15 protein-coding genes and 1 riboswitch are annotated in these 19677 nt (G+C 68.1%); of the genes, 6 read left to right on the forward strand and 9 right to left on the reverse strand.

Annotated features, from left to right (window positions below; all coding sequences use genetic code 11):
- Positions 1–51: 51 nt before the first annotated feature.
- Positions 52–1053 (forward strand): NAD(P)H-quinone oxidoreductase, encoded by a 1002-nt coding sequence (locus ABG80_RS05500; protein ID WP_058086756.1) that lies wholly within the window; start codon positions 52–54, stop codon positions 1051–1053.
- 67 nt (positions 1054–1120) lie between these two features.
- Here the strand turns inward: ABG80_RS05500 and ABG80_RS05505 are convergent, their stop codons facing one another.
- Positions 1121–2455 (reverse strand): Hsp70 family protein, encoded by a 1335-nt coding sequence (locus ABG80_RS05505; protein WP_235513752.1) that lies wholly within the window; start codon positions 2453–2455, stop codon positions 1121–1123.
- An 87-nt stretch (positions 2456–2542) separates the two neighbouring features.
- Positions 2543–3604, reverse strand: a complete 1062-nt coding sequence (locus ABG80_RS05510) for an AraC family transcriptional regulator (RefSeq protein WP_058086758.1) — start codon at positions 3602–3604, stop codon at positions 2543–2545.
- A gap of 193 nt (positions 3605–3797) precedes the next feature.
- Here ABG80_RS05510 and ABG80_RS05515 point away from each other — a divergent pair, with 193 nt between their 5' ends.
- From ABG80_RS05515 to ABG80_RS05525, 3 genes are all read left to right on the forward strand, one after another.
- A complete protein-coding gene (locus ABG80_RS05515; protein WP_083505843.1) occupies positions 3798–5384 on the forward strand; it encodes a flavin-containing monooxygenase in 1587 nt (528 codons plus the stop codon).
- Positions 5385–5607: 223 nt separating this feature from the next.
- Positions 5608–7029: a CapA family protein gene (locus ABG80_RS23375; RefSeq protein ID WP_235513753.1), complete on the forward strand. Its 1422-nt coding sequence runs from the start codon at positions 5608–5610 to the stop codon at positions 7027–7029.
- A 152-nt stretch (positions 7030–7181) separates the two neighbouring features.
- On the forward strand, positions 7182–7925 hold the full coding sequence (locus tag ABG80_RS05525) for a PEP-CTERM sorting domain-containing protein (RefSeq protein WP_058086759.1): 744 nt from the start codon (positions 7182–7184) through the stop codon (positions 7923–7925).
- Positions 7926–7989: 64 nt separating this feature from the next.
- On the opposite strand, the gene ABG80_RS05530 is transcribed toward ABG80_RS05525, so the two are convergent.
- From ABG80_RS05530 to ABG80_RS05550, 5 genes are all read right to left on the reverse strand, one after another.
- Complete coding sequence (locus tag ABG80_RS05530; RefSeq protein ID WP_058086760.1) at positions 7990–9726, reverse strand: ABC1 kinase family protein; 1737 nt, start codon at positions 9724–9726, stop codon at positions 7990–7992.
- Positions 9727–10140: 414 nt separating this feature from the next.
- On the reverse strand, positions 10141–10905 hold the full coding sequence (locus ABG80_RS05535) for an enoyl-CoA hydratase (protein WP_058086761.1): 765 nt from the start codon (positions 10903–10905) through the stop codon (positions 10141–10143).
- Between the two features lie 116 nt (positions 10906–11021).
- Positions 11022–12173, reverse strand: coding sequence for an acyl-CoA dehydrogenase family protein (locus tag ABG80_RS05540; RefSeq protein ID WP_058086762.1), 1152 nt, complete (start codon positions 12171–12173; stop codon positions 11022–11024).
- An 11-nt stretch (positions 12174–12184) separates the two neighbouring features.
- Positions 12185–13363: an acetyl-CoA C-acyltransferase gene (locus ABG80_RS05545; RefSeq protein WP_058086763.1), complete on the reverse strand. Its 1179-nt coding sequence runs from the start codon at positions 13361–13363 to the stop codon at positions 12185–12187.
- A 41-nt stretch (positions 13364–13404) separates the two neighbouring features.
- Complete coding sequence (locus tag ABG80_RS05550; RefSeq protein WP_058086764.1) at positions 13405–14187, reverse strand: 3-hydroxyacyl-CoA dehydrogenase; 783 nt, start codon at positions 14185–14187, stop codon at positions 13405–13407.
- Between the two features lie 250 nt (positions 14188–14437).
- Between ABG80_RS05550 and ABG80_RS21240 the strand changes: the two genes are divergently transcribed.
- On the forward strand, positions 14438–15370 hold the full coding sequence (locus ABG80_RS21240) for a DUF1571 domain-containing protein (RefSeq protein WP_058086765.1): 933 nt from the start codon (positions 14438–14440) through the stop codon (positions 15368–15370).
- 22 nt (positions 15371–15392) lie between these two features.
- Here ABG80_RS21240 and ABG80_RS05560 read toward each other — a convergent pair whose 3' ends face one another.
- A complete protein-coding gene (locus ABG80_RS05560; RefSeq protein WP_058086766.1) occupies positions 15393–15992 on the reverse strand; it encodes a TMEM165/GDT1 family protein in 600 nt (199 codons plus the stop codon).
- A gap of 85 nt (positions 15993–16077) precedes the next feature.
- A riboswitch (yybP-ykoY riboswitch) is annotated at positions 16078–16219 on the reverse strand.
- Between the two features lie 12 nt (positions 16220–16231).
- Between ABG80_RS05560 and ABG80_RS05565 the strand changes: the two genes are divergently transcribed.
- Complete coding sequence (locus tag ABG80_RS05565; protein WP_058086767.1) at positions 16232–17932, forward strand: cation:proton antiporter; 1701 nt, start codon at positions 16232–16234, stop codon at positions 17930–17932.
- A 58-nt stretch (positions 17933–17990) separates the two neighbouring features.
- On the opposite strand, the gene ABG80_RS05570 is transcribed toward ABG80_RS05565, so the two are convergent.
- Positions 17991–19481, reverse strand: a complete 1491-nt coding sequence (locus ABG80_RS05570) for a flavin-containing monooxygenase (RefSeq protein WP_058086784.1) — start codon at positions 19479–19481, stop codon at positions 17991–17993.
- Between the last annotated feature and the right edge of the window lie 196 nt (positions 19482–19677).

Here is a 19677-nt window from a genome sequence, read left to right on the forward strand (position 1 = left end):
TCGGTGAGCGACACAATCGGGTGCATCGCTGCACACACGGAGTTCAACACCATGCCCGCCCTGCCCGAGCTGATGACCGAGATCGGCTTTTCGCAACCCGGAGGCCCCGAGGTGCTGCAGCCTCGTCGCGTGCCGGTGCCACACCCCGGGCCTGGTCAGGTGCTGTTGAAGGTGCGTGCCGCAGGCGTGAACCGGCCCGACGTGCTGCAGCGACGCGGGCTCTACCCCATGCCGCCCGGCGTCACGCCCGTGCCGGGACTGGAGGTGGCCGGCGAGGTGGTGGCGCTCGGTGAAGGCGTGCAGGGCTTCGCGCCGGGTGACGAGGTCTGCGGCCTCACCGATGGTGGTGGTTACGCCGAGTTCTGCCTGGTGCCTGCCAGCCAGCTGCTGCCCAAGCCCGCGGCGCTGGACTTCGCTCAGGCCGCGGCCGTGCCAGAAACCTTCTTCACCGTCTGGGCCAACCTGTTCATGATGGGCCGCGCAAGCGCCGGCGAGACCTTGCTGGTGCACGGAGGCACCAGCGGCATCGGCATGACGGCGCTGATGCTGGCGCGCGAGTTCGGTTTGCGCGCCGTCTCCACCGATGGCGGACCGGGCAAGGGCGAGGTGGCGCGCCGCTTCGGCGCCGAACTCAGCATCGACCACCGCACCCAGGATTTCCTGTCCGAGGTCATGGCCTGGTCAGGTGGGCAAGGCGTGGACCTGGTGCTCGACATCCTGGGCGCCTCGGCCTTCGAGCGCAACCTGGCGGTTTTGAAGAAGGACGGGCGCTTGCTGCTCATCGGCTTCATGGGGGGCGACAAGGTCGAGCAACTGAGCATCATGCCCATCTTGCTCAAGCGCCTGGTGGTGACGGGTTCGACGATGCGGGCGCGCACGCCGGCTGAAAAAGCCGACATCGCCCGGCAGCTCAAGGAGCAGGTCTGGCCGGTGCTGTCGGCTCGGCGTTGTGCACCGCACGTGCACCGCACTTTCGCGCTCGATCAGGCCGCCGAAGCGCACCGGCTGATGGAAAGCCGGCAGCACGTCGGCAAGATCGTGCTGACGACCTGAGGCCAGTCTTTTGCACCAGGCGCCGTTTGGGGCAGGCGCCCCAGGGGTCAAGGCCGTGGGCCGTTCTTCAAGCCGTGAACAAGCGTTTGGCGTACAGCCCCAGACCCGTGGCCACCGAGGCCAGGCGGTCGCCACGCACCGCGCGAGCGCCCGGGAAGGCGGCTTGCAGCGCGTCCGTCAGCAGCTTCAGGCCGGTGGAGCCACCCGTGAAGTACAGCGCCCCCAGTTGCTCAGGCTTGAGCCCGGCTTGCTGCACCGTGTCGCGCGCGCAGGCCACGATGCGCTCCAGGTCGGCGCGCAAGGCCTGATCGGCCTGGCCTGCGTCCAGCCCGTTGTGCAGGCCCGCTTCGATCAGGCCCAGGTCGATGTCGGTGGCGCCGCCTTCGGCCACCGCGATCTTGGCGGCCTCGGCGCGGCCCACCAGCGCGTGCCCCAGGCGCTCGCTCACCACCTTCATCAGGCGGCGGTGGTGGGCAGGCTCGCCGTAGAAGTCGACCATGTTGCGCAGCTCGGCCACGCGCGAGGGCTGGTAGACCGTGTTGATCAGGTGCCAGGTGGTCAGGTCGAAGTAGACGCGGCTGGGCACCGGGCGCGGCGGCTGGCCCAGCACGCTGGGCCCGAAGCCACCCAGGCCCAGCATCGGCATGATGCGCGCCAGCGAGAGGTGGCGGTCGAAGTCGGTGCCGGCGATGTGGATGCCGTGGTTGGCCAGGATGTCGTCGCGGCGCTCTGTGCGCTGGGCTCGCTCGGGCCCCACGCGCACAACCGAGAAGTCGGAGGTGCCGCCGCCGATGTCGGCCACCAGCACGTGTTCTTCGCGTCCGCAGTGCTGCTCGAAGTCGAAGGCCGCCGCGATGGGCTCGAACTGGAAGGCGATGTCGGTGAAACCCACGGCGCGCGCAGCGGCTTCGAGCGAGGCCTGTGCGGCCGCGTCGCGCTCGGGCTCATCGTCCACGAAGTACACGGGGCGGCCCAGCACAACCTGTTTGAGCGGCTGGCCACCGGCCTTCTCGGCCTGGTTGCGCAGGTGACGCAGGTAGCCGGTGACGATGTCGAGGTAGCGCACACCCAGGCCCTGGCCCACTTCGGTGGTCTGGTCGATCAGGGCCGTGCCGAGCACGCTCTTCATCGAGCGCATCAGGCGGCCTTCATAGCCATCGATGTAAGCCTGAACGGCGGCGCGACCGAAGCAGCGGGGCAGGGTGTCGTCGCCACCGGGGCCGGGCAGGGCCGAGGGCGGCAGGTCGTCGGCGTCGGTGCAGTAGAACACCGCGGTGGGCATGGTCAGCTGTTCGCCTTCCAGGGGCACCAGGCGCATGCCCGAGTCGGCCTCGATGGCGATGGCCGAATTGGAGGTGCCGAAGTCGATGGCGCAGAAGTTCATGTCAGCAAGCCGCGTCATGCGGTGAGAAGGCGGCGCTCAGGCAGCGGGTCGGTGCCGCTTTGGCAGCGGGGGCGCGATTGTAGGCGGTCATGGTGGCAGGGCGTTTCACGCTTTGGCATCGCCCGCATCGCCCACCTTGCCCGCATCACCCGGGTGGTCGGCGTCGCCGCTGTGACGCCAGGCCGCCGGGCTCTTGCCCGCCCAGCGCTGAAAGGCGTGGATGAACGCCGCCGACTCGGCGTAGCCCAGTTGCTGCGCGATGGTCTCCACTGGCAGCGTGGTGTGGGTCAGCAGGTGGCGGGCCTTGGCGTAGCGGGCCTGGGCCAGCAGGTCCCGGAAGTTGCTGCCCTCGTCGCTGAGCTGGCGGCGCAGCGTGCGCTCGGACAGGTCCAGCGACTTGGCCACGTCCTCGGCGCTGGGGTAGCTGCCGCTGAACAGGCCCAGGTGGGTCAGCACGCGGTCGGACAGGGTCTCGGTGCTTTGCTGCTGGGCCACGAGCTGTTGGTCGCACATGGTGCGGTACATGGCGTGGGCGTTGCGGTCGGCCGTGGGCAGGCGCAGGCGCAGGTGCTCGTTGCGGATCCAGAAGCGCGCCTGTGCGTGGCCAAAATTCACGGGGCAGCCGAAATAGCGTTCGTAGGAGGGGGCATCGTCCGGGCGCGGGTAGGGGATGTCGATGCGCTCGGCGTGGATGTCCAGGCCGAGCGTGACCTGCATGTCTCGCACCAGCTTGTAGGTGCCGGCGATCTCGCCATCGACCCGGAAGCGAAAAGCGCGCGGCTCCATCGCCATGGGGCTGAGCACCAGGGCGCTGACGTGTTCACCCGGCTCGAAGCCCAGGGTGCCGAACAGGAAGGTCAGGCGCTGGTAGCGGATGCCGGTCTGCAGGGCATCGTAGGCCGTCTCGCAGGTCATGAGCAGCATCACCAGCGGGCCATAGCCGGCCAGGCCATAGAAGCCGCCGAGTTTCAGGCCGATGAGCGGGTCGGTGATGGACTCGGCCAGGTCGGCGTGGATGCGCATCTCGCGGCTGCGGTCGATGCGCGTGCTGGGGTCCAGGCGTTCGAGGCTCAGGCCATGGCGTTCGAGCACCGGGCGTGGGTCTTCGCCGAGCTGCTGCATGCCCTGCACCAGGTAGATCAGGCCGAGGATGGAACGGGTGCTCATTTGACTTGTGTCAATCGGGGGCCTGCAAATGGGCTGTTTGGCAGGCCGGATGGCCGAAACGATCAATCATTGGTCGAATCTAGCATGGTGGAGGGGGTGGCGCCTGCGCACCATGGGGACACACGGAGACACATCGCACGGCCACACCGGCAAAAGCGATGCCCACTGAACCTCATCAGAAAGGTGCCCCACCATGAACGCTCAAGCGACCCCCTCGACCAACGTTCGCCACGTCGAAGTCGCCATCGCCGGTGCCGGCTTCGGTGGCCTGGCCATGGCCATCCAGCTGCAAAAGCGTGGCATGAACGATTACCTCATCCTCGAGAAGAAGGGCGAGGTCGGCGGCGCCTGGCGCGACAACCACTACCCCGGTGCCGCCTGCGACGTGCAGTCGCACATGTACTCGTTCTCGTTCGAGACCAAGGCCGACTGGTCCAAGCGCTACGCCCCCTGGCACGAGATCCAGCAGTACATCCTCGACACGGTCAAGAAGTACCGCCTGCGCGAGAAGATCCTCTTCAACCAGGAAGTCGACAGCGCCGTCTTCAACGAGGGCATCGGCAAATGGGTGATCAAGACCATGGGCGGCGAGACCATCATCGCGCGCCACTGGGTGCTGGCCTCGGGCCCGCTGCACGTGCCGGCCATCCCCGAGATCAAGGGCCTGGACACCTTCAAGGGCAAGGTCATGCACTCGGCCGAGTGGGACCACAGCTACCAGCTCAAGGGCAAGAAGGTGGCGTCCATCGGCACCGGCGGCTCGGCCATCCAGTACGTGCCCGAGATCGCGCCCGAGGTGGGTCAGTTGCACGTCTTCCAGCGCACGCCGGCCTGGGTCATCCCGCGTGACGAGCGCTCGTACTCCGCATTCCGCAAGTGGACATTCAAGGCCCTGCCCTTCACCCGCACGCTGCACCGCTGGCGCTGCTACTGGACCAACGAGTCGCGCGTGTGGCCCATCCTCAACCCCTGGATGGCCCGCATCGGCGAAGGCCTGCTGAAAAAGTTCATCAGCTACCAGGTCAAGGACCCGGCGCTGGTCAAGAAGCTCACGCCCGACTACACCCTGGGTTGCAAGCGCATCCTGATCTCGAACAAGTGGTACCCCACCTTCAACCGCAAGAACGTGGAGCTGGTGACCGATGACGTCTCGCACTTCACCGAAAACGGCATCGTCACCAAGGACGGCAAGGAGCGCAAGCTCGACTGCGTGATCCTGGGCACGGGCTTCATCGTCGATCCGCGCATCTACATGAAGAGCTTCGAGCTGCGCGGTCGCAACGGCCACGAGGTGCACAGCGACTGGGCCAAGAGCCCGACGTCCTACCTGGGCATCACCACGGCCAACTACCCCAACATGTACATGCTGGTGGGCCCGCATACCGGCCTGGGCCACAACTCCATCATCTTCATGATCGAGGCCCAGGTGGACTACATCATCAAGTGCATGGAGCTGGTCAAGCAAAAGGGCGCCGACTACATCGACGTCAAGCCCGAAGCCATGACTCGCTTCCTGGGTGAGATGACCGACGCGCTCAAGGGCACGGTGTGGAGCTCGGGCTGCAAGAGCTGGTACCAGACCGCCGACGGCATCAACTTCGCGATCTGGCCCAAGAGCACCTGGCGCTACTGGCTGCAGACCCGCCATGTCAACGAAGCCGACTACGTGTTCGGCAAGTGCACGGGCAAGCTGGCTGGCGGTCAGTCCTTCTCGGGGGGCGTCTCGTCCCTGGGCAACCTGGCCGGTGACCAGGCCATGGCCCGCGTCGCACAGCGTTGAGCCGCGCGGGGCGCTGAACACGGTTTGCACGGAGGGCGCGTCTCCCGCACCTCCGTGGTGGGGAGGTCGCGTGCGCCGCCAGCGGTGCGCGAGGCCTGTTGACAAGGGATCACTCCGAGGGTGATCCCTTTTTTTCTGTGGGCGCACCGGGCCTGTGCTTGTGGGGACAATCGGGGTTCCTCGCGTCGGGCGACGCGTTCCTTGGCCTTTCCTGACCGCTCACATGCCCTCCTTCCTTTCACGCGTGCTCGCTGGCCTGTCGACCGCCTGCGCAGCGGTGGTGTCGGCCGCCCCGGCTGTCGACCCGGCCGAACACCTGCACTGCGAGGTTCGCTACGCCAGCCAGGTCTGGCACGTCGACGCCGCTCCCACCCACCAGGCCCTGCAATCGCCCCGACTCGACCTGGGACGGCGTTTCGCGTTCCGGGCGATCGCGCGGGTCGACCCCGAGCGACCGGGGCACATCGGCCACGTGACCACCCAGGTGTTCGATCGCGAGGCCGATCAGGAGCCCATGGTCCAGCAGTTCAAGCGCACCCCGCCGTGGCCCGAGGGCCAGGAGGCCCCCGCGCTCACCGGCTGGCAGCACGTGTACTCGGCGGTGCTCGGGCGCGAGCTGGTGTATGGCTGTGCCGTGCGCCCCGGGCCGCCGCCCGGGCCCAGCGGTGTGGCGCGGCTTCAAGCCACCGAGCCGGCCGGCGGGCTGCCGCCGCTCTGGCGTCCCGAGCCCGTGGTGCCTGCGGCGGCAGGGAATTCGGGGGGCACCCCCGGGGCCGATGCCGGGCCCACCGTGCGCCTGGCCTTCGTCGGTGACGTGATGCTGGCCGATGGCCCGGGCCGGGTGCTGGCCTCGGGCCGCGATCCGTTTGCCCACGTGGCCGCGCGGCTGCGTCAGGCGGACGTGCGCATCGGCAACCTCGAGTGCGTGGTCGCCCGCGGCGGTCAGGCGCTCAACAAGCCCTGGACCTTCCGCGCCGACCCGGCGGTGCTGCCCGTGCTCAAGCGGCACCTCGACGTGGTCTCGGTGGCCAACAACCACGTGGGCGATTTCGGCCGCGAGGCCTTCGCCGAGATGCTCGGCCACCTCGACGCCCAGGGCATCCAGCGCGTGGGCGGGGGGCGCAACCTCAGCGAGGCCCACCGGCCGCTCGTGCTCGAGCGCCAGGGCCTGCGCATCGCGCTGTTGGCCTACAACGAGTTCTTCCCGCGCAGCTTCGAGGCGGACGTCGACCTGCCCGGCAGCGCCTGGAGCGAAGACGAACGGGTGGTCGAGGACATCCGGCGTGCGCGGGCCGAGCACCGCGCCGACCTCGTCATCCCTTTCATGCACTGGGGCACCGAAGACGACCCGGTGGCCAACGACCGTCAGCGCCAGCTCGCTCGCCGCATGATCGATGCCGGTGCCGACGCGGTGGTGGGCACCCACCCGCACGTGGTGCAGGACGCCGAGGTCTACCGGGGCAAGCCCATCGTCTACAGCCTGGGCAACTTCGTGTTCGACGGCTTCGACAGCCTTTCGCACCGCAGGGGCTGGATGCTGTTCTTCTCGGTTGACCGCAGCGGGGTGCGCCAGTGGCATGTCGAGCCGGTTCGCACCGATGTCGAAGGTACCCCCCATTTGCAGGGGGCTCATCTCGCCAGGTGAAAAGAGGGGCTGCGGCCGTGACCCAGTTCACACGGGCGGGCGCCCCCTGGGGAAATCCCCCGCTGATTCATGGGAGTCAACCGAGGTGACAGGGGCGCGTTACCTTCTGTATCGTTCACCCCATCGCAGTTCAAACCCGCAGGAACCTCCTCATGGTCTTCTCCCGCATCGCCCTCGCCCTGGGGCTGGCCCTCGCCGGCACCACCGCCGCCCAGGCCGCCATCGTTTCGTTCACCAACGGCACCCTGGCTGGCGCTTCGTCGGTCCTGAACGACTCCACCCCTGGCTACGCGGGCAGCAACCTGTGCGCGGGTCAAGGCACCTGCTCGACCGCTCTGACCTACAACACCTCGGTTGGCAAGCTGACCGTCACCGCCCAGGACGGCGCTGACTTCGACAAGCTGGCCCTGGTCAACCACAGCAACTACAACAACGCCGGCCTGGGCGTGGTCACCGGCTTCCAGAAGCACGGCAAGTTCGTCATCGCCGACGGCAACTACTCGCTGAGCTCGCACAAGGAAACCCTGACCCTGGCCTTTGACAACCAGGTCAGCCTCAGCCAGCTGTTCTTCTTCCCCGATGACCGCAAGACCTACAACCTGACCCACGAACTCGACAAGTGGGACGGCTTCACCCTGTCGGTCGACGGTGGCAAGTTCGTCGAATACAGCTTCGGCACCCAAGGTGGCCAGCCGGTCACCTTCGGCAGCGCCCTGGTCGGCAAGACCTTCACCTTCGGCTACGCCAAGTTCAAGTCGCCGGAAGACTACTACCTGGCCGGCCTGAACGTCACCAAGGTCACCTCGCCGGTGCCTGAGGCCTCGTCGGTGGCCATGCTGATCGCCGGCCTCGCCGCCGTCGGTGGCATCGCTTCGCGTCGTCGCCAGCAAGCCTGATCGGCGCAGGCGCCATCGCCTGCCCCCTTGCCCTGTGCTCCCCGGCGGGTGCAGGGCGAACGGCTCAGTGGAGGTCTTCGGACCGCTCGCTGAGCCGTTTTGCTTTGGCGCTGCGCGAAATCGAGCCAATCAGCCACAGGCTGCCCAGCGTGGCGCCCACGAAGCCCAGCAATCCGAAGAAGGGCAGGCCCAACAGGGTCGGGCCGCCGGGCACCGTCATCACGATGGACGAGCCCACGATGAGCGCGGCGACCACCAGCCCCACCACCAGCCGGTTGAGCGCCGACTCCACCTGGTTGCCCACGCGGTTGAGGTTGGCGATGTCGATGTGCACCTCGAGGCGGCCCCGGCGGGCCGCGCGCAGCAGCCGGGCCAGGTCACTCGGCAGCCCCCCGATGAGCGACAGCGTCTCGTCGAGCGCGCGCCAGCCGCGCTGCATCAGCGCCTTGGGCCGGTAGCGCGCCCGCACCGAGGCCTTCAGCAGGGGCAAGGCCTCCTCGGCCATGTTGAAGTCGCCGTCGAGCGAGCGCCCCATGCCTTCGAGGGTGATGAAGGACTTGAAGAGCAGCGCCAGGTCGGCGGGCAGGGCCAGGTGATGCTGGCGCAGCAGCGCGGTCACCTCGGACAGCATGGTCGCCAGGTTGATCTGCTGCAGGGTGAGGCCATGGTAGGTGTCGACGAAGGCCTGCAGGTCCATCACCAGGCCCTCTTCGTCGGTGGCGTGCTCGCCTGCCCAGTCCAGCATGACGTCGGCCACCGCCTGCGGGTCGCGCTGCACCAGGCCCACCAGCAGGCGGATGAGTTCGTCGCGCCGCGCGGTGCTCAAGCGACCCACCATCCCGAAGTCGATGAAGGCGATGCGGTTGTCCGGCAGGTAGAACACATTGCCGGCGTGCGGGTCGGCGTGGAAGAGGCCGTCCTGCACGATCATCTTGAGCACCGCCCGGGCGCCTCGCCGGGCCAGCAGCTTGCGGTCGAGGCCGGCGGCGTCCACCAGATCCAGCCGCCGCCCGGGGATGCCCTGGACGCGGTCCTGCACGCACACGCGCTCGCGGGTCCAGAGCCAGTGGATGCGAGGGATGACGATGGTGGCCGCGCCTGCGCTGTCACCGTCGTGCCAGTCGCGAAAGTTGGCGGCGATGCGGTCCGACTGACGGCCCTCGTTGGCCAGGTCGAGTTCGCGGTGCAGCGATCGGGCGAACTGCCGCACCATCTCGCGGGGCTGGTAGGCACGCAGTTCGGGGTGGTCGGCCTCCAGGGTGGCGGCCAGGCGGGCCAGCCAGCGCAGGTCGGCTTCGACCTTGGGCTTGATGCCCGGGCGCCGTACTTTGACGATCACCTCGGTGCCATCCTCGAGCCGCGCCGCATGCACCTGGGCGATGGAGCCTGCGGCCAGGGGCGCGGGGTCGAAGTGAGCGAACAGGGTGTCAGGTGGTGCGCCCAGGTCTTCGGTGAGCTGGGCCAACACCTCGGGCCAGGGGCTGGCGGGGGTGTTGTCCTGGAGCTGACCGAACTCGGCAATCCAGTCCGGCTCGAACTGGTCGACACGCGTCGACAGGATCTGGCCGAGCTTGATGAAGGTGGTGCCCAGCTCCTCGAGGGCCCGGCGCACCCGCTGGGGCGGTGGCATGTGGGCGTAGGCCTCGGCGTCTTCCCAGTGGAGGGCGTGGCCAGCTTTCTCGAGCAGGTTGGCCAGGCCCAGGCGACGCACCACGTCGCCAAAGCCATAGCGGATCAGCACCGAGGCGATTTCCTGCAGGCGCCCCAGGTCTCGAACGGATGTCAGGGCCTCCAGCAGCATGTCACTCCTTTGCAGACGCGTTCGTGTCCTCGCGGACCCGTTTGCGGATCGTAGACGAAGGCGTTCCGGGTGCGGCGCACGGCCCCCCCCCCGATCACGGCCCGAATCGGCCGACGGATGTGGTCAGATTGATCGACATCAGGCCGGCGTCACGATCCGAAAAATGACGTGGTTTTCCCGTGGTTTGCTGACATTTGCTGACAAGGTGCCCACTTTCAGGGGGGATGGAATCCTTGGCGTCCTTCGTATAGTGGATGACGCAAACCACGGTTGCGTCAGGGGCTTCGGCCTGGAACGCAGTCGGGCATCAAAGAGGGTGGAGAGAAAAAGCGAGGGACGAAGATCCCGTTCAGGCAAGGTCGATCGGCGAAAGCTGATCGGCCTTTTTTTTCACCCCTCGCGGCCCCTCTGGTTTCACTGCCAGCTGGCGCTGCGCTTTTCCAGGAAGGCGTTGACGCCTTCGCGCTGGTTGGCGCCATCGAAGAGGCGGATGAAGGCCTCGCGCTCGGCCGCGAGCGCGGCGCCACGCGGCACGCCGGCGCGGGCCTGGTGCACCAAGGCTTTGCACGCGCGCACGCTGTCCGGGCTCTGCTTGCCCACGCGCTGGGCGATGGCCTGGGCCTTGGCCAGGGCCTCGCCTTGCTCCACCACCTCTTCCACCAGCCCGATGCGCAGGGCCGTGGCCGCGTCCACGCGCTCGCCCGTCAGGATCATGCGCTTGGCCCAGCCTTCGCCCACCAGCCAGGGCAGGGTCTGCGTGCCGGTGCCGCCGGGCAGCAGGCCCACGGTGGCTTCGGGCAGGGCCATCTGCGCGTGCGTTTCGGCGATGCGGATGTCGCAGGCCAGTGCGCACTCCAGGCCACCGCCCATGGCGAAGCCGTTGATGGCGGCCACGGTGACCAGGTGGGTCTCGGCCAGGGCTTCGAAGGCGAGGCCGAAGGCCGAGATCATGTCGAGTGCCACGGCCTTGTCGCCGCTGGCGAAGGTGTTGAGGTCGGCGCCGGCGCTGAAGAACTTGGGGCCCGAGCCGGTGATCACCAGGGCGCGCACGGCGGGGTTGGCTTCGAGCGCTTGCACCGTGTCACGCAGCTTGAGCAGGCCTTCGCGGCTGAAGGCGTTGGCGGGCGGGCGGTTGAGGGTGACGGTGGCCACGCCGCCGTCGATGTTGAGTTCGATCATGTCGAGGTCCTTGGGCGATGAATGCGATGGAGCCCGTGCCGTGTGCGGGGCCAGGCGGTGCCGTGATCTTGCCGCATCCGGCGCATCTGTTGCATCCGGTGCGGCTGGCGCGCCCCTCAGAGCTGTCGCGCGATCACGATCTTCTGGATCTGGCTGGTGCCTTCGTAGATCTGCGTGATGCGGGCGTCGCGGTAATGGCGCTCGACGGCGTAGTCCTGCAGGTAGCCATAGCCGCCATGCACCTGGATGGCCTGCGAGCACACCCACTCGGCGGTCTCGGACGCCATCAGCTTGGCCTGCGAGGCCTCCGAGATGCAGGGCACGCCGGCCATGCGCAGGCGCGCGGCGTGGTGCACCATCAGCCGGGCGGCGCTCAAGCGCGTGTGCATGTCGGCCAGCAGCTGCGAGATGGCCTGGTGCTCGGCGATCGGCTTGCCGAACTGCGTGCGCTCCCGTGCGTAGGCGCGCGCCGCATCCAGCGCCGCGCGGGCGATGCCCACCGCCTGCGCCCCGATGCCGATGCGCCCGCCTTCGAGGTTGGACAGCGCGATCTTCAGGCCCTCGCCGCGCTGGCCCAGCATGTGGTCTGCCGGCACGCGCACACCTTGCAGTGAGATGGCGCAGGTGTCCGAGGCGCGGATGCCCATCTTGTGCTCTTCGCGCTCGACCACGAAGCCGGGCGTGGTGGTGGGCACGATGAAGGCCGACAGGCCCTTCTTGCCCAGCTCCGGGTCGGTCACCGCGAAGACGATGGCCATGCCGGCGCGGCGTCCGTTGGTGATGAACTGCTTGGCGCCGGTGAGGACCCAGTGGTCGCCATCAGGGCCTGTTTCGAGCACGGCACGCGTGCGCAGCGCATCGGCCTCGGAGCCGGCTTGCGGCTCGGTCAGGCAGAAGGCGCCGATGACCTCGCCCGAGGCCAGCCGGGGCAGCCACTGCGCCTGCTGCGCCGCCGTGCCGAAGCGCAGGATCGGCACGCAGCCCACCGAGTTGTGCACGCTCATCAGCGTCGAGCACGCGGCGCAACCGGCGGCGATTTCTTCGATGGCCAGGGCGTAGGCCAGGTCGTCGGTCTTGCTGCCGCCTTGTTCTTCGGGCACCAGCATGCCCAGCAGGCCGAGCTCGCCCATCTGGCGCACGACCTCGTCGGGCAAGGCGGCGTCGCGGTCCCATTGCGCGGCATGGGGGGCCAGCACCGACTGCGCGAAATCGCGGGCGGCGTCGCGCACCAGGCGCTGGTCTTCGGTGAGCAGGGTGTCGTGGCTCATGCGGGGTTCATTCAAAGCAGTTCGATGGCCATGGCCGTGGCCTCGCCACCGCCGATGCACAGGGCGGCCACGCCGCGTTGCAAGCCGCGCTGTTGCAGGGCGTGGATGAGGGTGACGAGGATGCGCGCGCCGGTGGCGCCGATGGGGTGGCCCATGGCGCAGGCGCCGCCGCGCACGTTGACCTTGTCGGGGCTGAGTTTCAGCTCGCGCATGGCGATCAGCGTGACCACGGCAAAGGCTTCGTTGATCTCGTAGAGGTCGACGTCTTCGTCCGTCCAGCCGGTGAGGTCGAACAGGCGCCGGATGGCGCCCACGGGCGCGGTGGTGAAGCGCCCGGGGGGGCCGGCGTGGGTGCTGTGTCCAACGATGCGCGCGATCGGCCGCCAGTCGCGCGAGCGCGCGGTGCTGTCGCGGGTGAGCACCAGGGCCGCTGCACCGTCCGAGATCGAGGCCGAGCTGGCCGCCGTCACCGTGCCATCGGCCCCGAAGGCGGGCTTGAGCGTGGCGATCTTCTCGGGCTTGCACTGGCCGGGGGTTTCGTCGACGGCGAGGGTGCGCTCCACCCCTTTGACCTTCATCGTGACGGGCGCGATCTCGCTCGCGAACAGGCCTTCGGCCACCGCCGCCTGCGCGCGCTGCACCGAGGCCAGGGCGTAGGCATCCTGTTCGGCGCGTGTGAAGCCCAGCTCCTTGGCCGTGGCCTCGGCGTGCACGCCCATCAACTGGCCGTCGTAGGCGTCCTGCAGGCCATCGAAGAACATGTGGTCGACCATCTGGCCGTGACCCAGGCGCTGGCCGCCGCGCGCCGAGGGCAGCAGGTAGGGCGCATGCGTCATCGACTCCATGCCGCCTGCCACCACCACGCCCACCGTGCCGGCGAGCAGCTGGTCGTGGCCCAGCATCACGGTCTTCATGCCCGAGCCGCACATCTTGGTCAGCGTCGTGGCGGGCACGCTGTCGGGCAGGCCGGCGGCCAGCAGGGCCTGGCGCGCGGGGGCCTGGCCGACGCCGGCCATCAGGCAGCAGCCCATCAGCACCTCGTCGACCTCGCTGGCGTGCACGTGGGTGTCCAGCATCGCCGCGCGGATGGCGGCGGCGCCCAGCATGGGTGCCGACAGGCCCTGGAACTGGCCCTGGAAACTGCCGATCGCGGTGCGCCGCGCGGCCAGGATGACAACGGGATCGAGCATTCTCAACTCCTCAGCGATGTGGGGGGGCGCTTGGTGGCGCCTCACTTCGGGGCCATGCGGATGGCGCCGTCGAGGCGGATCACCTCGCCGTTGAGGTAATCGTTGCCCACGATGTGTCCCACCAGCGAAGCGTACTCCGCCGGGCGGCCCAGGCGGGCCGGGTGGGGCACGCTGCGGCCCAGGCTGTCCTGCACCTCTTGCGGCAGGCCCAGCAGCATCGGCGTCTCGAAGATGCCAGGCGCGATGGTCAGCACGCGCACGCGGTCACGCGCCAGGTCGCGCGCGGCGGGCAGGGTCATGGCCACCACGCCGCCCTTGGAGGCCGCGTAGGCCGCCTGACCGATCTGTCCGTCGAAGGCCGCCACCGAGGCCGTGTTGACGATGACGCCTTGCGAGGCGTGCGGGTCGGTGTCGCCACCGGGTGCGCCCGAAGCGATCATCGCCGGCGCCGCCAGCCGCATCATGTTGAAGGTGCCAATCAGGTTGACCTCGATGGTGCGGCGAAAGCTCTCGAGCCGGTGCGGGCCGTTCTTGCCCACGATCTTTTCAGCCGGGCCGATGCCGGCGGCGTTGACCAGCACGTCCAGGCGCCCGAAGCGTTGCATGGCGGTGTCCACAGCCGCCTGGCCAGCGGCTTCGTCGGTCACGTTGGTGGCCACGAAGGCCACGCGGTCGGCGGCATCGGGGGGGATGGCGCCGTCGCGCGGCGGGGCCAGGTCGGCGATGACGACGCGGGCGCCGGCGGCCAGGGCCATCTGCACGGTGGCCGCGCCCAGGCCGGAGCTGCCGCCAGTGACCAGGAACACGCTGTCCTTCGTTTGCATGCTTGTCTTCCTCTTTTGGGTTGTCTTTTGGGTTGGGGGTACAGGGTCTGAAGCATCTTGCACCAGGGTGCGGGCCTTGCCCAGCGGGGTGGGCGGTCGGCTCGCGAGGTGTGTCACCACCCCCACGCGTGAACGTTCTGACGCGAGACATGCCCTGCGTCAGGGTCAACCCTGCTTGGGCCGTGGTCTGATGGCGGCTGATGTTTTTCGTCCAACAGGTGCCGTGATGCGAACCCTTGCCACCCCCTCCATGGCGTCCTCAGCCGCTGCTTCTGCTTCTGCCTTGGTATCGCCGACCGCGCAGTCGGCCTTGTCGTCTCCCGGCCGCCGTCGCGTGCTGGCCTGGTCCGTGTCCACGGGCGTCGCCTTGCTGTGCAGCGCCGGCCTGGCGCCTGCCCACGCCCAGGCTCGCCCCTGGCAAACCGAATCCGTGCGTCAGCAAGCCAAGGCCTTGCTGCAACGCTGGCAAGGCGGTGAGCTCAACAAGCTCGACGACGACGCCCTGCTGACCCTGTTCCGCGAGCTGCCCACCGAGGTGCTGGTCACGGCCATGCAGCTGGGCGCCGGTCAGCACGAAGGCTTCGAGATCCGCATGCAGCGCCAGGAGCGCATCGGTGGCGAATGGCAGGACAAGCCCTTCCTCAACCACATCCGCCTGCGCCGCCAGCCGCAGCAGGTCTACATGGCGTGGTTGCCAGGCGGGCCGAAAGCCGGACAGGAAATCCTCTTTGACGCCCGCCAGCGCACCGACGCCATGTACGGGCACCTGGGCGGTGTGTTGGGCTTCGTGTCCAAATGGATCGCGCTGGACGGCAGCATCCCCAAGCAGAACTCCAACCACACCGTGCTCAACCTCGGGCCCGACTTCGTGGCCGAGGTGCTGGGCCGAGAGGTCGGCCGCCAGAACGCGGCGGGCCGCAGCACGCGTGCCGACCAGGTCGAGGTGCTGAAGGTGGCGGGTCAGCGCACCATCGCGCTGACCTGGGCCCCGGGGGCTGCCGATCCGGCTGCTTATGCCGCGCGCACCCGCGTGTGCCTGAACCTCAAGCAGCCCTGGGCCTTGCAGATCGAATCGTGGGCGGCGTCGGGCGAGATCCGCGAGCGCATCCTCTACGAGCGTGTCGAGCCCAAGTCCTTCACCGACCTGGACTTCGACCCCAAGAACCCGGCCTACCGGTTCTGATCAGCCCAGCGCAGGGCCGCGCTCAGAACCCCAGGCTTTGCCCTGCGCCCATCAGGGTGGCCGCGCCCAGCAGCGCGAAGATGCCCGCGGCGATGCCATGCACCAGCCGCATCGGGATGCGCCCGGCCAGCTTGTCGCCCGCGTACACCGCCGGCACGTTGGCGATCAGCATGCCCAGGGTCGAGCCCACCACCACGGCGACCGCGTCGGCGTAGCGCGCGGCCATGGCCACGGTGGCGATCTGCGTCTTGTCGCCCATCTCGGCGATGAAGAAGGTCAGCAGGGTGGCGCCAAAGACGCCAAAGCGTGCTGCGACCTGCGCCTCTTCGTCCTCGATCTCGTCAGGGATCAGCGTCCACACCGCCATGGCGATGAAGGACAGGCCCAGGCCCCAGCGCAGCACCTCTGGCGACAGCGTGGTCGTGATCCAGGCGCCCAGGGCACCGGCCAGCGCGTGGTTGAGCACGGTCGCCACGAAGATGCCGGCAACGATGGGCAGGGGCTTTTTGAAACGCGCGGCCAGCAAAAAGGCCAGCAGCTGGGTCTTGTCGCCGATTTCGGCGAGCGCGACGACGCCGGTGGAGACGGCGAAAGGCTCGGCGAAGGATTCGAAGAAGGGCATGTGGGGCACCCAGGCCGGGACAGGGACACATGACCACGGCGCACCCCCCGGCCAGGATGGGTGCAGCGTGGTCAAAGGTCTTGCCAGGCCATCGGGCTGGGCCCGAGGGCTGCTGGCGCCATGGTCTGCGGACCAAGTGTGTTGACGCCAGCCAGGTGTCCGCAAGCACGGGCCAAGCCCGGTGGGTGCGGCGAAGAGCGGCTACTCCCCGATGACCTTCGCAGTGTAACCTCGCTGCCATGCCCCATGACGTCAGCTTGATCTCCACCATCGCCGTCGGTTTCGGCCTGGCCCTGGTGTTCGGTTTTGCAGCCGCTCGCCTGCGCATGCCCCCGCTGGTGGGTTATCTGCTGGCGGGCATCGTCATCGGGCCGGGCACGCCGGGCTTTGTCGCCGACATGGCCTTGGCCAGCCAGCTCGCCGAGATCGGCGTCATGCTGCTGATGTTCGGTGTCGGCCTGCACTTTTCGGTGGCCGACTTGCTGGCCGTGCGTCGCATTGCCATCCCGGGGGCCATTGTTCAGATCGCGGTGGCCGTGGGCATGGGCTTTGGTCTGGCGGCGAGCTGGGGGTGGTCGGTGGGCGGCTCGCTGGTGTTCGGGCTGTGCCTGTCGGTGGCCAGCACGGTGGTGTTGCTCAAGGCGCTCGAAGCGCGCGGCCTGCTGGAGACGGCCAACGGCCGCATCGCCGTGGGCTGGCTGGTGGTCGAAGACCTGGTGATGGTGCTGGTGCTCGTGCTGCTGCCCGTGTTCGCCGGCTTGCTTGCGGCCAGCCAGGGCGGCACCGATGCCCAGACGCCGCAAGACATCGTCATCACCGTGGGCTGGACGCTGGCCAAGGTGCTGGCCTTCGTGGCCACCATGCTGATCATCGGGCGGCGCGTGTTCCCGCGCATGCTGTGGTGGGTGGCGTCCACGGGCTCGCGCGAGCTGTTCACGCTGTGCGTGGTGGCCGCAGCCGTGGGCGTGGCCTTTGGCGCGGCCAAGCTGTTCGACGTGTCGTTCGCGCTGGGCGCCTTCTTCGCCGGCATGATGATGCGCGAGTCCGAGTTCGCCCACCGCGCGGCCGACGAGTCGCTGCCCCTGCGCGATGCTTTTGCGGTGCTGTTTTTTGTCTCGGTGGGCATGCTGTTCGACCCGAGCGTGTTGTGGCAGTCACCGGGCAAGCTGGCCGCCACGGTGGCCGTCATCGTGCTGGGCAAGACCCTGGCGGCGGTGGCCCTGGTGCTGCTGTTTCGCTACCCGCTGAGCACAGCGCTGACGGTGGGCCTGAGCCTGGCCCAGATCGGCGAGTTCTCGTTCATCCTGGCAGGCTTGGGGTCGAGCCTGGGGCTGTTGCCCAAGGAAGGCCAGGACCTGGTGCTGGTGGCTGCACTGCTGTCGATCGCCGCCAATTCGGCGCTGTTCGGCGCCAGCGTGCCGCTGACCGAGTGGCTGCAATCTCGCTCGGCCCTGGCGCGCCGGCTGGCCTTGCGTGACGACCCCCTGGCCCAGTTGCCCCGACACGTCGACATGTCGCGTGTGCAGGACCTGGTGGTGCTGGTGGGCCATGACGGGGTCGGGCGCCAGGTGGCACAGCGCCTGCGTGAGCAAGGCTTGTCCTACGTGGTGGCCGACGAAAGCCGAGAGGTGGTCGAGGCCCTGCGCGCCGAGCACATCCCCGCGGTGGCGGGCGACCTGATGGACCCCACCACCCTGATCCAGGCGCACATCGCCAAAGCCGTTGCCCTGCTGATCAACCAGCCCGACAGCCTGCGCACGCGAACGATGGTGGACATCGCGCGTGAGCTCAACCCCGGGGTGCGCATCGTGGCGCTGGGTGGCAACGAAGAAGAAGCCCGCCTGCTCAAGCAGGAGCTGGGCATCGAGGTTTGCCTGCCCGACGACGCCCTGGCGCGCCAACTGGGCGACCAGCTGCTGGGGCAGCTCAGGCCCCGGTGAAAACAAAAACCCCGGCACGGGGCCGGGGTGTTTTGAGGTCGAGGGCTCGCCTCGGGCGTCAAGCCGCCTTGCGCTGAGCGGTGGCGCTGCCACCCGCCACGTGCGGCTTGAGGAAGGCCATCACGCCGTCTTCCAGCTTGCCATTGCGCAGCTGGTCCATGTCCAGCGCGTAGTTCTGATAAAGCTTCCAAGGTGCGCGGTCGGCGCCCTTGGGCAGGTGGGCCTCGGCGCGGGCCACGTAGCCCGAGGTCATGTCCAGCAGCGGCGCCGGCTTGACGTTGGGGTCCTTGCGCTCGGCCACGGCGATGCGCGTGCCCGTCTTGTCCATGTGCTTGAGCAGGCGGCAGACGTACTCGGCGATCAGGTCGGCCTTGAGCGTCCACGAGGCGTTGGTGTAGCCCAGCGTGTTCGAGAAGTTGGGGATGTCGCTGAACATCAGGCCCTTGTACGAGATGTGCTGGTTCATCTCGATGGCCTTGCCGTCCACGCTCATCGTCATGCCGCCGAACAGGCGCAGGTTCAGGCCGGTGGCCGTCACGATGATGTCGGCTTCCAGGGTCTGGCCCGACTTCAGCTTGATGCCGTTGCCCACGAAGCGGTCGATGTGGTCGGTCACCACGTTGGCCTTGCCACGCTTGATGGCCTTGAACATGTCGCCATTGGGCACGGCGCACAGTCGCTGGTCCCAGGGGTTGTAGGGCGGCGTGAAGTGCTTCATGTCGAAGTTCGGCCCGACCTGCATCTTCACCTGCTTGAGCAGGAACTTGCGCACGGCGTTGGGGTACTTGCGCGAGAGCTTGAAGATCAGCTGCGTGATGAAGTTGTTGCGCGCGCGGCTGATGTTGTAGACCGTCATCTCGGGCAGGAACTTCAGCAGGAAGCGCACCATCGGATCGAACTGCGGCACCGAGATCACGTAGCTGGGCGTGCGCTGCAGCATGGTCACCATCCGGGCCTTGTCCGTCATCGACGGGATCAGGGTGATGGCGGTGGCGCCGGAGCCGATCACGACCACGCGCTTGCCGCTGTAGTCGAGGTTTTCAGGCCAGAACTGCGGGTGGATGACCTGGCCCTTGAAGTCTTCGCGGCCCTTGAATTCGGGCGTGAAGCCTTCTTCGTAGTTGTAGTAGCCGGAGCACATCATCAGCCAGTTGCAGCTCAGCTGCACGGTCTCGCCCGACTTCTTCTGCACGGTCACCGTCCAGGTGGCGGTTTCGCTGCGCCAGTCGGCCGAGGTCACCTTGCTGCCAAAGCGGATGTGGCGCTGGATGTCGTTCTCGCTGGCCGTTTCCTGGATGTAGTGGCGGATGCGGTGGCCATCGGCAATCACCTGCTTTTCGGTCCAGGGCTTGAAGTTGTAGCCCAGGGTGTACATGTCCGAGTCGGAGCGGATGCCGGGGTAGCGGAACAGGTCCCACGTGCCGCCGATGGTGTCGCGGCCTTCCAGGATGGCAAACGTCTTGCCGGGGCATTGGGTCTTGAGGTGGCGGGCAGCGCCGATGCCGGACAGGCCAGCGCCCACGATCAGGACGTCAAAGTGTTCAGCCATGTGGGGAGTCTCCGTTTGCGAGGTCAGGGGGCCGGCCGGCAGGTGCTTGATGAGAGGCAAGCGGGCCCCGGCTGCAATGTGATAACGAGTGTGTGCACTTTATATTTGAAAAGGACGATTGTCAAATTAGGGTTGGACCCTAGAACGGGGGCATTCCGTGGGGTCTGCACGGGGCACGGGCCCCTGTTCGCGGGGC

This window comes from Aquabacterium parvum (genome assembly GCF_001447195.1).
Classification (GTDB): domain Bacteria; phylum Pseudomonadota; class Gammaproteobacteria; order Burkholderiales; family Burkholderiaceae_C; genus Aquabacterium; species Aquabacterium parvum.

Coding starts and splice junctions, on each gene's coding strand:
- ABG80_RS05500 (WP_058086756.1), top strand. CDS start 52: ATGCCCGCCCTGCCCGAGCTGATGACCGAGATCGGCTTTTCGCAACCC.
- ABG80_RS05505 (WP_235513752.1), bottom strand. CDS start 2,455: ATGACGCGGCTTGCTGACATGAACTTCTGCGCCATCGACTTCGGCACC.
- ABG80_RS05510 (WP_058086758.1), bottom strand. CDS start 3,604: ATGAGCACCCGTTCCATCCTCGGCCTGATCTACCTGGTGCAGGGCATG.
- ABG80_RS05515 (WP_083505843.1), top strand. CDS start 3,798: ATGAACGCTCAAGCGACCCCCTCGACCAACGTTCGCCACGTCGAAGTC.
- ABG80_RS23375 (WP_235513753.1), top strand. CDS start 5,608: ATGCCCTCCTTCCTTTCACGCGTGCTCGCTGGCCTGTCGACCGCCTGC.
- ABG80_RS05525 (WP_058086759.1), top strand. CDS start 7,182: ATGGTCTTCTCCCGCATCGCCCTCGCCCTGGGGCTGGCCCTCGCCGGC.
- ABG80_RS05530 (WP_058086760.1), bottom strand. CDS start 9,726: ATGCTGCTGGAGGCCCTGACATCCGTTCGAGACCTGGGGCGCCTGCAG.
- ABG80_RS05535 (WP_058086761.1), bottom strand. CDS start 10,905: ATGATCGAACTCAACATCGACGGCGGCGTGGCCACCGTCACCCTCAAC.
- ABG80_RS05540 (WP_058086762.1), bottom strand. CDS start 12,173: ATGAGCCACGACACCCTGCTCACCGAAGACCAGCGCCTGGTGCGCGAC.
- ABG80_RS05545 (WP_058086763.1), bottom strand. CDS start 13,363: ATGCTCGATCCCGTTGTCATCCTGGCCGCGCGGCGCACCGCGATCGGC.
- ABG80_RS05550 (WP_058086764.1), bottom strand. CDS start 14,187: ATGCAAACGAAGGACAGCGTGTTCCTGGTCACTGGCGGCAGCTCCGGC.
- ABG80_RS21240 (WP_058086765.1), top strand. CDS start 14,438: ATGGCGTCCTCAGCCGCTGCTTCTGCTTCTGCCTTGGTATCGCCGACC.
- ABG80_RS05560 (WP_058086766.1), bottom strand. CDS start 15,992: ATGCCCTTCTTCGAATCCTTCGCCGAGCCTTTCGCCGTCTCCACCGGC.
- ABG80_RS05565 (WP_058086767.1), top strand. CDS start 16,232: ATGCCCCATGACGTCAGCTTGATCTCCACCATCGCCGTCGGTTTCGGC.
- ABG80_RS05570 (WP_058086784.1), bottom strand. CDS start 19,481: ATGGCTGAACACTTTGACGTCCTGATCGTGGGCGCTGGCCTGTCCGGC.